A 12706-nucleotide genomic window follows, 5' to 3' on the forward strand; every position below is an offset into this window, starting at 1 on the left:
CTCTCTATCCTCAGATGGGCAGCTTGTCGATACGCCGTCCACCCCAAGCCAGGTTGATAATGGCACGGGAAACTGTGATGGCAGTAAACATGGAGGCGGTCAGACCAATGCCCAGCGTCAGGGCAAAGCCCTTGATGGCGCCGGTGCCGATACCGAACAGGATCACGCAGGTGATCAGCGAGGTCACGTTGGAGTCGGCGATGGTGGAGAATGCTCGATCAAAGCCCAGATGGATGGCTTGCTGAACACCACGACCGTTGCGGATCTCTTCACGAATACGCTCGTAGATCAGCACGTTGGCATCCACCGCCATACCCAGCGTCAAGACGATACCGGCGATCCCCGGCAATGTCATGGTGGCCCCCGGGATCATCGACATGATGCCGACAATCAACACCAGGTTCATACAGAGCGCCAGGTTGGCAACCCAGCCGAACGCGCGGTAGTAGATCCCCATGAACAGCACGATCACCAGCATGGCCCAGCCGATGGCTTCCATACCGCTGTCGATGTTCTGTTGACCCAGGCTCGGGCCAATGGTGCGCTCTTCCACGATCTGGATCGGGGCGATCAGGGCACCGGCACGCAGCAGCAGCGCCAGGTTGTGGGCTTCGTTGGCGTTGTCGATACCTGTGATACGGAACTGGCTGCCAAGACGCGACTGGATAGTGGCGACGTTGATCACCTCCTCCTGCTTGCGGAACTTGCGCTTGCCATCCGGACCCGGTTGACCGACCGGCTTGTACTCGATGAAGACGGTCGCCATCCCTTTACCCACGTTGTCCTTGGTAAAGTTGGCCATCTTGTTGCCACCCTGGCCATCCAGCTTGATGTTGACCTGGGGACGGCTGTACTCGTCGAAACCGGACTGGGCACCCACGATGTGGTCACCGGTCAGGATCACCCGCTTTTGCAGCACCACGGGACGACCATTGCGATCGTTGTAGACCTTGGAGCTGGGCGGGACACGGCCATCGGCCGCAGCCTGGATGTCGGCAGTCTCATCGACCATGTGGAATTCCAGGGTCGCGGTTGCACCCAGGATCTCCTTGGCGCGGGCGGTATCCTGAATACCGGGCAGTTCAACGACAATGCGCTCGGCGCCTTGCTGTTGTACCAGCGGTTCGGCCACGCCCAGTTCGTTGACCCGGTTACGGATGATGGTGATGTTCTGCTCGAGGGCGTACTTCTTCACTTCCTTGATCTTGGCTTCGCTCAGACCAGCCAGCAGGATGAACTCATCCCCTTTCTGCTCGGTAGTGAAGGTCAAATCAGGGTTCTGACGACGCAGATGAGAAACGGCGCGTTCCTGATCGGCTTCGTCACGGAAGATCACCTGCACCTGATCACCGACCCGGCGCACGCCGGAGTAACGGATCTTCTGGGTGCGCAGCTCGGAGCGGAAATCCTGCACCATCTGCTCTTGCTGCTTGGTCAGTGCTTCGGCCATGTCCACTTCCATCAGGAAGTGCACACCACCGCGCAGATCAAGACCCAGCTTCAGAGGCGCCGCACCGATGGCTTCGAGCCAGGCGGGAGTGGAAGGTGCCAGGTTGAGTGCGGTAATGAAGTTGTCGCCCAGCTTGTTGGCAACGATATCGCGCGCCTTCAGCTGGTCTTCGGTGTTCTTGAAACGGATCAGGATAAAACCGTGCTCGAATGCAGCATGTTTGACCGGGATCTTGGCCGCTTCAAGGGTCTCTTTCACCAGATCAAGAGTATCTAGCTTGACTTCGGCACCACGGCTGGCAGAAACCTGCAAAGCCGGATCTTCGCCGTAAAGATTGGGGGCTGCATATAGAAAACCGATGGCGATCACCAGGATCACCATCAGGTATTTCCACAGCGGATAGCGATTCAACACGCTGTGCTCCTTGGGAGATTAAAGGGACTGGATAGAACCCTTGGGCAGAACGGCAGAGACAAAGTCCTTTTTGATGGTGACTTGAGTCTGGTCGTTCAGGGCGATCACCAGGTAATCGCTGTCTGCAGCCACTTTGGCAATTTTGCCAACCAGGCCACCGGAAGTGAGCACTTCATCACCCTTGGACAAGGAGCTCATCAGATTGCGGTGATCCTTGGCACGCTTGGCCTGGGGACGATAGATCATGAAGTAGAAGATCAGGCCGAATACGGCCAGCATGATGATCATTTCCATACCACCACCCTGTGCACCCGGTGCTGCGCCTTCTGCATACGCCTTGGAGATAATGCTCATTTAACAACCTCTTATTGATGTAGATTTAAAAAAACAAAATTATATGTTGTTATTTAACGTCATTTTCAGCTAACGGAGGCACAGGCTTCCCTTGCCGACGGTAAAACTCTGTTACAAAGTCGTCTAATTTACCCTGCTCGATCGCGTCCCGCAAACCCTGCATCACACGCTGGTAGTAACGCAGGTTATGAATCGTATTCAGACGGGCACCGAGGATCTCGTTGCACTTGTCCAGATGGTGCAGGTAGCTGCGGCTGTAGTTCTTGCAGGTGTAGCAATCGCACTCGGCATCCAGGGTGCTGGTGTCGTTGCGGTGCTGGGCATTGCGGATCTTCACTACGCCATCGGTGGTGAACAGGTGGCCGTTGCGGGCGTTGCGAGTCGGCATGACGCAGTCGAACATGTCGATACCACGGCGCACCCCTTCCACCAGATCTTCCGGCTTGCCGACACCCATCAGGTAGCGCGGCTTGTCGGCTGGAATTTTCGGGCAAACGTGCTCGAGAATGCGGTGCATATCCTCTTTGGGCTCACCCACGGCCAGACCGCCGACCGCATAACCGTCGAAACCGATCTCCAGCAGCCCCTTGAGGGAGACATCACGCAGATCTTCGTAGACCGAGCCCTGAATGATGCCGAACAGGGCGTTCTTGTTGCCCAGCGCATCAAACTTGTCGCGGGAGCGCTTGCCCCAGCGCAGGGACATCTCCATGGACTTGCGCGCTTCTTCATAAGTGGCCGGGTACGGGGTGCACTCGTCGAAGATCATCACGATGTCGGAGCCCAGATCGTACTGGATCTCCATGGACTTCTCGGGGTCTAGGAAGATCTTCTCGCCATTGATGGGGTGACGGAAGTGGACGCCCGCTTCGGTGATCTTGCGAATATGGCCCAGGCTGAACACCTGGAAACCACCGGAGTCGGTCAGGATCGGGCCCTGCCAGTTCATGAAGTCATGAAGATCGCCGTGGGCACGCATCACTTCCTGACCCGGACGCAGCCAGAGGTGGAAGGTGTTACCCAGCAGGATCTGGGCGCCGGTTTCACGCACTTCTTCCGGGGTCATCCCCTTGACGGTGCCGTAAGTCCCGACCGGCATAAAGGCCGGCGTTTGTACCACACCACGTTCGAAGACCAGTTGACCGCGACGGGCACGGCCGTCGGTGGTTTTCAGTTCAAATTTCATTGCTACCTCGGCTGCGTCAGATAAACAGTCTGACAAAAGGAGGGCCGCTCACGGCCCGGTAAATAAGCTGAAGCTTATGCTTCAACCTGGCGACGGGTGACGAACATGGCGTCCCCGTAGCTGAAGAAACGGTACTGACCGGCCACAGCTGCCTGATAGGCCGCCATCACGTTGTCATAACCGGCGAAGGCGCTGACCAGCATGATCAGGGTCGACTCCGGCAGATGGAAGTTGGTGACCATGGCATCGACAATCTGGAACTGGTAGCCAGGGAAGATGAAGATATCTGTGTCACTAAAGAAGGGCGCCAGCGGTTTGCCCTGCGCCAGGGTGACCTTGGCTGCGCTCTCCAGCGAACGCACCGACGTGGTCCCCACCGCGATCACCCGACCACCACGGGCACGGGTGGCCGCGATCGCATCTACCACCTCTTGCGGCACTTCCGCATACTCGGAGTGCATGTGGTGATCTTCAATCTTCTCAACCCGCACCGGCTGGAAGGTCCCCGCCCCTACATGCAGGGTGACGAAGGCCGTTTCAACCCCTTTGGCCCGAATTTTCTCAAGCAGCGGCTCATCAAAGTGCAGGCCGGCGGTCGGCGCCGCGACGGCGCCCGGCTTTTGATTGTAAACGGTCTGGTAGCGCTCCTTGTCGGCATCCTCGTCGGGACGGTCGATATAGGGGGGCAGCGGCATGTGGCCGATGGCCTCCAAAATCTCCAGCACCGGACGCGGGTCGAGGAAGTGGATCTCGAACAGAGCGTCGTGGCGGGTGCGCATCTCGGCTTCAACGCCACCATCCATGATCATACGGGTGCCGGGCTTGGGCGGCTTGGAGGCACGGACATGTGCCAGCACGCTGTGCTCGTCCAGAATGCGCTCGACCAGTACCTCCAGCTTGCCGCCGCTGGCCTTCTGGCCAAACATGCGCGCCGGAATGACACGGGTGTTATTGAATACCAGCAGGTCACCCGGATTGAGCTGATCCAGCACATCCACAAATTGACCGTGGCGCAGGGCGCCAGTCTGACCATCGAGCTGCAACAGGCGGCTGGCGGTACGCTCTGCCATCGGATAGCGGGCAATCAGCTCGTCTGGCAGATCAAAATGAAAATCGGATACTTGCATCTTTCACCTCGGGGGGAATCGGCGGCTAGTCTAGTTATCCCCATCTTCCAAGGCAACCCAAAAGACCAAAAACCCAAGAGAGACAAGGGGTAGCGAGCAATATTGAGACACACCTCCGGTTAATGATTCTTTAATGTTCTGTATTGACCCTGATCATGTTTTGCCAATGGGCGCTGGGCTAGGGTGAAAGCAGATACACAAGGAGGCCCACCATGATGACCCTATCCGAAATCATGACCGAACATCCCTTCACTCTGGGTCCGTCAAACAGTGTCAAACAGGCGATGGACCTGATGCAGCAGGAGCGGATCCGCCACATTCCCATCGTCGACGAGCAGCACCACCTGCTGGGGTTGGTAACCCTCACCGATATCCTGGCCACCCGGGAATCCAAGCTGCTGCTCATCAGCCCGGAGCGGGAAGCCGAATTTACCGACAGCGTGCAACTCGACGAGATCATGACACGGCAAGTGGCGAGCGTAGATCCTCACGCCGGCATCAAGGAGGCGGCACTTTACCTGCAGCGGCACAGATATGGCTGCCTGCCGGTACTCAAAGGACGCAAGCTGATCGGCATTGTCACCGAGTCGGACTTTATTGCCGTGGCCATCAACCTGCTGGAATTGATGGAAGAGCAGGAACCACCTACCGACTTTTGATAGATTATGCTGTAATTAAATTACAATAAAAGCGTTTTCAGCCGTCTAAATAAGCTGAAATGATGAAACACTTTCATTTTGATTGAAAAATTACACCAAATACTTGCCTTGTGATCTGCGTCACACTATCATCCCTCTCATGCAATAGTTGCCGAGGGGGAGACGAGGGATTGTGCACCCATTATCTTCCTCTCATATGTCTGCAAGTTTGCACACCCCGTAGTTAGTCTTTGCTGTAAAGCATTTGTTTATATAGCCATTCCTTGTTTGATGACCCGGCCCTGTCGTTGCGATAGCGCCGGGATTTTTTTATCTGCGCTTTTCGGCTTCCCCCTTACCAGCACATTCCCCATCGCTGCGAGCAGCGGTCTCAACCTCCTGCGCCACCTGTTTGCACCACCGTTTATCTCATCGCGTCATCGTGACTCTGCACACCCCTTCTTATGCCTTGAAAAGGCGATGTAGCGCACAGATATTGAACCACGACAAGGAGTTATCTCAGTAGGCCAGAGATATTCATGTTAGGTACAGCCATAGTGAGCTATCTAATAAATAGATTTAAGCGATTCAAAATTGCGGCTTTTATCGATTAACGGAAGCCCCTATGATGAATCCATCGAAAGTTAAGCGCCTCGTCTGGCAAGACTCTTCAACACCAGACCGGCATATGTACATCACCAAGGAGCAATTACATGTCTACCTACATCAACACTGAAATCAAGCCGTTCAATGCTACCGCCTACCACAATGGCAAATTCGTTCAGGTGTCTGACGCTGACCTGAAAGGCAAGTGGTCCGTGGTCTTCTTCTACCCGGCTGACTTCACCTTCGTTTGCCCGACCGAGCTGGGCGACCTGGCTGACAACTACGCTGAATTCCAGAAGCTGGGCGTCGAGATCTACTCTGTCTCTACCGATACCCACTTCACTCACAAAGCATGGCACGACACTTCTGACACCATTCAGAAGATCCAGTACCCGATGATTGGTGACCCGACTGGTACCATCACCCGCAACTTCGGCGTGATGATCGAAGAAGCTGGTCTGGCTGACCGCGGTACCTTCGTGATTGACCCGCAGGGCATCATCCAGATCGTCGAGATCAACGCTGGCGGCATCGGCCGTGACGCACTGGAACTGCTGCGCAAAGTCAAAGCCGCCCAGTACGTTGCCTCCCACCCGGGTGAAGTGTGCCCGGCTAAATGGAAAGAAGGCGAAGCCACTCTGGCCCCGTCCCTGGACTTGGTAGGCAAGATCTAAGCCTCCCGCTTCCAAGACCGGCCCGCATAAGGGCCGGTCTGCTTTCCGGCATTGCCAAATAGGCCTGAAAGCAGACCGACTCACATTTAATGCCAACTCGCCATTACAAGAAGGAATTCGACCATGTTGGATACCAACCTCAAACAACAACTCAACGGTTACTTGCAGTACATCGTCAATCCCATCGAGATCAGCGTGTCCGGCAATGACAGCGACAAATCCGCCGAACTGCTGGCACTGGCCAGCGAGATCGCCGGGATGTCCCCCAAGATTTCCCTGACCGATGGCACCAATGCCCGCAAGCCTTCCATGAGCGTCGCGCCGCAGGGCCAAGCCCCGCGCGTTCACTTTGCCGGCATCCCCATGGGTCATGAATTCACCTCGCTGGTGCTCGCCCTGCTGCAAAGCGGTGGTCACCCCTCCAAGGCCGATGCGGCCGTGCAGGAGCAGATCCGCAATCTCAAGGGCGAGTTCCACTTCGAGACCTATATCTCCCTCTCTTGCCACAACTGCCCGGACGTAGTACAGGCCCTCAACCTGATGGCGACCCTGAACCCCGGCATCACTCACACCATGATCGATGGCGCCCTGTTCCAGGAAGAGGTCGCCGAGCGTCAAATCATGGCAGTACCGAATGTTTACCTGAACGGCCAACCGTTCAGCCAGGGCCGCATCTCGCTGGAAGAGATCGTCGCCAAACTCGACACAGGTGCTGCAGAGCGCAAAGCCGCCGAGCTGAATGAGAAAGATCCCTACGACGTGCTGGTTGTCGGAGGTGGCCCGGCTGGCGCCGCAGCAGCCATCTATGCCGCCCGTAAAGGCATTCGCACCGCCATAGTGGCCGAGCGTTTTGGTGGTCAGGTGATGGACACCGTCGGCATCGAGAACTTTATCTCCGTGCCCTATACCGAAGGCCCCAAACTGGCCGCCAGCCTGGAGCAGCACGTCAAACAGTACGGCGTGGAAGTGATCACTGAGCAGCGTGCCGCCGCCATCAGCAAAGATGGATATGTGAACGTGGATCTCGCCTCCGGTGCCACCTTGAAGAGCCGTGCCGTGATCCTGGCGACCGGTGCCCGCTGGCGCGACCTGAACGTGCCGGGTGAGCTCGAGTACCGCACCAAGGGCGTGGCCTACTGCCCGCACTGCGATGGCCCCTTCTTCAAGGGCAAGCGAGTAGCGGTGATCGGTGGCGGCAACTCCGGCATCGAGGCGGCCATCGATCTGGCTGGCATCGTTGAGCATGTGACTGTGGTGGAGTTCGCCGACACCCTGCGTGCCGATGAAGTGCTGCAGAAGAAGGCTCGCTCCATGGGCAATATCGACATCATCATGAGCGCGCGCACCACCGAAGTGATCGGTGATGGCAGCAAGGTGGTCGGCATGGATTACGAAGATCGCACCACAGGTGAGATCAAGCACCTGGCGGTAGCGGGCATCTTCGTCCAGATCGGTCTGGTACCGAACACCGAATTCCTGAAAGGGAGCGAGATAGCCCTGACCCGTTTTGGCGAGATCGAGATCGATACCAAAGGGGCGACCTCCCTGCCCGGCGTCTACGCCGCAGGGGATGCCACCACGGTACCGTTCAAGCAGATCATCATCTCCATGGGTGCCGGCGCCACCGCCGCACTGGGTGCGTTTGATTACCTCATCCGCAACCCGGCACCTGAAGCGACCCAGGCTGATGCTGTGACCGCCTGATAAACCCTGCGCAACAAAAAGCCGATGCTCGATTAAGTAAACACGAGCGTCGGCTTTTTTATATCTGCATCGATGCGCAATAAAAACCCCGCAGCAAATGGCGGGGTTGTTCATGACTGGACTTAAACGACGGGCATCACTCCAGCAAGAAAACAGCCTCGATATTATCACTTACCGTGATCTGCTGTTGTTGATAGCTGTTGTCCGCCATATCCGCCGCAGGTGCAGCCATCGCCATGGCCTGCACCATCTTCAGGTTGCGGCTGTAGGCGGTAATGGGCGAAGCATTGCGGTACTCCACACTGTAGACCTTGCCAAGCTTCATCCCGAACGCCTTGGCCAGAGATTCAGCCTTGGTTTTGGCATCCTCAACGGCATTCAGACGGGCCTGCTCCTTGATGACCTGCGGCGATTTCAACCCGTACTCAATCTGGGATACGGACTCCAGCCCGGCTTTGAGTGCGGTATCCATCAGGGGGCTCAACTTGTCGAGCTGATAGAGCTTCACCGCCAATTGTCGCTGAGCACGGTATCCCAACAATACCGGCTTCTTGTTCTCGCCATACTGATATTCCGGAGAGACCATCAGGTTACCAGCCTCAACATCGCTGCGCTTGATCCCCAACCCTTCCAGTTGGCTGAAAAAGGCTGCGACCTTGGTATCGACCTGCTGCTTGGCCTTGAGGCCCTGCTTATCCAGTGCACTCACCGCCACATTGAGGGTGAGCATATCGGGTTCGGTCTTCTGCTCGGCATAACCACTCACCACCAGATGGGGCGCTTGCGGCACTTCAATCGCCAGCAGCGGAGCACTGACAACTAGAGCGGAAAGAGTAAGAAGGGGACGCCACATAGAAAAAAACCTCCATCGGAAAGATTGAGGCCATTATGCCCGTGCAGTTACGGGATTTATATATCGTGCAAGGGGGGGATCTGATCCAGTATCTGATTGGTCAGATCGAGACTAATGGTGACCATGCTGCCGGGATCCTGGCTCTGGTTTGCCATATCCAGAGCAGGAGCCGTGCCACAGACCAACACCTCATCATCGAAATGGAACGAGTCCCACGACAGAACGTGTCCTTGCACCGCCTGTCCGATATTGGTGCCACCACTATCCTCCTCCATCGCAGACCAAGGGATGGTATCAGACGGCCCTAGCAAATCTTGCAACAATGGAGAGTGAAAACTGGCCAGCGGATACTCCTGCTGACCCTGATGATGGCCAACCAGAATCATGTTATGGGCAGACTCGGTATCCATGACCGGCACATAAGTGATAGAGGCCGTAGCGAAATCAACATAGAGCGAGCCCGCTACATCACCGGCCTCATTCTCAATCTCCATCCCATCCAGCCGATCCCCCGCGATCGAGGCCTGATAGCCAAACTGGCCTGCGCAGGTAATGTTTCCCTGCCCATCCCAGCTATAACGGATGCCATCAATGTCGACCCAGTTGAATGACTGCATGATTACCCCTCTCCTCTACTGCCGCTATCTTATCCATCCCCTTGGGGAAAAAACAGGGGCCAGGCAAGCCCGGCCCAAACAGGTTAATCATCAACCTTCAAGTTAGCCAGCAAACTATTAATTATGGCCTGTTGATCTGTGCTTCCTCCTGTCAGATCAACGCCATCAAAGTAAACCGTCTGATTAACCTGACTGCCACCCGTCGTACCATTGCTGTCTATGGTCAATACTGTTCGATTATTGGCACTGTCAAACGTAAAGTTTAAGTAAGTCGCCAATGTGTCAGCATGGGCCCCCGTAGACACATCCAGCACTGCGGATATATCGAGAATATCGCCACCGCTTCCTTTGGCGAAATCGGTAATACGGTCGATACCGCCATCCGCATCACCCACCTGCCACTTAAAGGTGTCGCGGCCCGAGCCACCGATCAGTAAATCATCACCAGTCCCCCCGGTCAGGATATCGTTACCTTTCTGACCGTACAGAATGTCATTGCCTGCGCCGCCATCAAGGCTGTCGTTGCCTCCCTGTGAACCGTCTTGCCCAAACAAGGAGTGATTGTTGGCAACCAAGGTGCGCAGTTGGGCATTTGACAGACCGGGATTGTCCGCGACCAACTTGGCCCAGCCGCCATCGCTGCCATCGGCATGGATACTGTCGCCAAACAGGATGTCGCTACCGTTGCCACCAACGAGGGCATCGTTGCCGACAGCCACCGGAACGAAGATCGAGCCCAAGCCATTCGTCAGATCGCTGAAGTTGGCGATCGGGACGTAACCGTCTGTCGTATTGTCAATCGCATTCAACCTGGTTGCGGACGTATCGAACCCGCTCGTATCACCAAGGCCGATGCCGATAGCGTTGATCTGGATGTTGTTGACTGCGGTGGCGGAGTCCGAAAGATGCGATAGTCCATTCATCCCCGCCAGAATCTCCGTGGTTGAGATCCAGTTACCGGTCGTCGGATCGCCATCGGTCACAAAAAGGACGATCTTGTTATCGGCCGCCGTGTCGTTAGCGACTAGCGTGTTCGCCATGGTCAACGCCGCTTGATAATTGGTATTAGATCCGCCCGGCGTCCTGGAAAGGGCATCGATTGCCGCCTTGGCATCAGACACTGTGGAATAACTCCCCACTATCTGACTGTTTGTTGCAAACGTGCCGATCTCGATCTGCAAATCGGTCACGCCGACAAATTTGTCCAAAAGCGTTTTCAACGCAGTCTTCATCTGCCCCGGCTCGGTGTTGTTGATACTGCCAGAGGTATCAATAATGAATGTCAGGTTGTACGAACCCGATGCAACTCCCCCGAGGTCACCGACCAAAACATCAGCTCCAGCACTCCCTGCGATATTGCCATCTACATCAGCAAGGTTCGGGTTCGCAATGAAGTGATCAGTAGTGCTCACACCGGCATCGCTGACATTGGTACCGACCACGAGCACCGGGTCCGGGTTGCGGAGGTCAAGGGTCAGCGAAGCCTGATCCTGATCGCCATCCGCATCGGTGACCGTCACATTGAATCCAAGATCCTGTGGATCACCCACATTGGTCACACCAAGGTTGACTAGGTCGACCTTACCATTGCCGCTACCATCCGCAGTGTACAGTTCGATAAAATCGATGATCTTAGTATTGCCCCCCACAGGAATCGTTTGCGTGACGGTGGCGTTCTGGGCTACCAAGAATTGTCCGCTGGAGGTAGAGTTATCGGTGTAATGGACGACATAGTGGATCGTGTCAGCATCGTAACCGAGGAAGCTGAACGTTGCCTCGACCACGTTCGGTCCGGAGAAAGTGGGCGGAACATAGGGTCCTGCACCATCGAAATCGTCGACATCTGCAAAATCAAACCGCATGAGTTCGCCGGCGGTGAAATTCTGGTTGTCGACACCCCAACCTGACGTCGAGCCATTGACGTTGTCAAAGGTAACGGCTGCCGCCCCACCTGCCTTCCATGTGCCAAGATTGAAGGCGCCTGTGGTCTTCCATCCGGTCAGCACCGATAGTTGACCAACGGTACTGTTGGACAGGACCTGCCACGGCTGCGGGCCGGATCCGAAGGAACTCGAGCCATCGATCGCAACAGTAGAGGTGATGCCGTCGAGGGGCTTGAATACCTCGACCTTATATTGGTCCGAGCCCGGAATAATGGTCAGCGCGAATACCTTGGCACCGCTGGCAGTTGGGTCGATACCGGTATAGGCCACCAATACCCCCGGATTGTTAGGGTCAACATAATAGCTAACCAGTTGCCCACCAGAACTCAACCCAGCGGGAGCCGTATTTCCGAGCAGGCTTGCAGTAACTGGCTGATCAGCACCCGATGTAAGATCGAAAGTACCAGTGAACACCGTTCCCGCCACATTCGTGACATTCAAAGCAGGTTGGACAATGCCAATGCTTGGCACGTCGTCAACAACATTGACCGTCACGGCTGCGGTAGCCGAATCACCATCGACATCGGAAGCAACGACGGTGATGCCGGTGATGGTGATGGTGTTTTCACCGTTGGCTGTGGCGTGCGGCAAGGCACCCTTCAACTCGGCGCTAACCCCAACCGTGCCGGCAGCCGGGTTGGCGCTGACCAGGGAAACCGTCAGCACAATGGTGCCGCTGCTGCTGCCCAGATGCGCGTTCAGCACCCCCGAGTCGAGTGTCCAGAACAGATCGTCACCAGTGGTGCCATTGACGTTGACCGTGATGCCGCTGGTGCCCTGGAAGGCAAAACCCGCGAATGGATCAGAGCCAGCAACAAAGGTCACCGTGGCGCTGTCGGTCAGTGGCCCCTTGGGCGTGCCAGAACCGGCGAGCAGATCATCTTCATCCAGGTCCAGGGTGACACCAGTGCCATTGCCCGGTCCTGTGCCGTCAAGCACGTTGATGGTTTGCGTGTCGCTGAACGGGTCGCCATCGGCATCGGTGCCGGAGATCGAGAAGTTCACCACGTCGGCCGGATCCGTGTCGTTATCAACCGGCTTCGGATCGAACGTCCAGCTGCCATCGGCCTTGACCGTCAGCGTGCCGGAGGCTGTGTTGAAAGTAACCGTGTTCGCGGCGTCGGCAAGCGACAGGGCCTG

General features: G+C 56.3%; 10 protein-coding genes. 3 read left to right on the forward strand and 7 right to left on the reverse strand.

Annotated features, from left to right (window positions below; translation table 11 throughout):
* Positions 1-10: 10 nt before the first annotated feature.
* The 4 genes from secD to queA all read right to left on the reverse strand — a co-directional run bounded on the left by secD (position 11) and on the right by queA (position 4531).
* The gene (gene secD / locus AB5Y90_RS14035) at positions 11-1864 is read right to left on the reverse strand and encodes a protein translocase subunit SecD (RefSeq protein ID WP_005337324.1); all 1854 of its coding nucleotides are present in this window, start codon (positions 1862-1864) and stop codon (positions 11-13) included.
* An 18-nt stretch (positions 1865-1882) separates the two neighbouring features.
* A complete protein-coding gene (gene yajC / locus AB5Y90_RS14040; RefSeq protein WP_005337327.1) occupies positions 1883-2218 on the reverse strand; it encodes a preprotein translocase subunit YajC in 336 nt (111 codons plus the stop codon).
* A gap of 49 nt (positions 2219-2267) precedes the next feature.
* Positions 2268-3404, reverse strand: a complete 1137-nt coding sequence (tgt, locus tag AB5Y90_RS14045; RefSeq protein ID WP_005337329.1) for a tRNA guanosine(34) transglycosylase Tgt — start codon at positions 3402-3404, stop codon at positions 2268-2270.
* A 74-nt stretch (positions 3405-3478) separates the two neighbouring features.
* Positions 3479-4531, reverse strand: a complete 1053-nt coding sequence (gene queA / locus AB5Y90_RS14050) for a tRNA preQ1(34) S-adenosylmethionine ribosyltransferase-isomerase QueA (protein ID WP_368167026.1) — start codon at positions 4529-4531, stop codon at positions 3479-3481.
* A gap of 212 nt (positions 4532-4743) precedes the next feature.
* On the opposite strand from queA, the gene AB5Y90_RS14055 reads away from it, so the two are divergent.
* From AB5Y90_RS14055 to ahpF, 3 genes are all read left to right on the forward strand, one after another.
* Positions 4744-5190: a CBS domain-containing protein gene (locus AB5Y90_RS14055; protein ID WP_013723842.1), complete on the forward strand. Its 447-nt coding sequence runs from the start codon at positions 4744-4746 to the stop codon at positions 5188-5190.
* A 692-nt stretch (positions 5191-5882) separates the two neighbouring features.
* Positions 5883-6449, forward strand: a complete 567-nt coding sequence (gene ahpC / locus AB5Y90_RS14060) for an alkyl hydroperoxide reductase subunit C (RefSeq protein WP_005337335.1) — start codon at positions 5883-5885, stop codon at positions 6447-6449.
* 123 nt (positions 6450-6572) lie between these two features.
* Positions 6573-8153, forward strand: a complete 1581-nt coding sequence (ahpF, locus tag AB5Y90_RS14065) for an alkyl hydroperoxide reductase subunit F (RefSeq protein ID WP_202002189.1) — start codon at positions 6573-6575, stop codon at positions 8151-8153.
* A 136-nt stretch (positions 8154-8289) separates the two neighbouring features.
* On the opposite strand, the gene AB5Y90_RS14070 is transcribed toward ahpF, so the two are convergent.
* The 3 genes from AB5Y90_RS14070 to AB5Y90_RS14080 form a co-directional block, all read right to left on the reverse strand.
* The gene (locus AB5Y90_RS14070) at positions 8290-9006 is read right to left on the reverse strand and encodes an SIMPL domain-containing protein (RefSeq protein WP_162515173.1); all 717 of its coding nucleotides are present in this window, start codon (positions 9004-9006) and stop codon (positions 8290-8292) included.
* A gap of 56 nt (positions 9007-9062) precedes the next feature.
* Complete coding sequence (locus AB5Y90_RS14075; protein ID WP_236272039.1) at positions 9063-9623, reverse strand: hypothetical protein; 561 nt, start codon at positions 9621-9623, stop codon at positions 9063-9065.
* 83 nt (positions 9624-9706) lie between these two features.
* Positions 9707-12706: type I secretion C-terminal target domain-containing protein (locus AB5Y90_RS14080; protein ID WP_368167029.1), on the reverse strand; the 3000-nt coding region annotated here is incomplete at its 5' end.

Origin of the sequence: Aeromonas sp. R4-1 (genome assembly GCF_040908325.1) — a bacterium.
GTDB lineage: Bacteria > Pseudomonadota > Gammaproteobacteria > Enterobacterales > Aeromonadaceae > Aeromonas > Aeromonas veronii.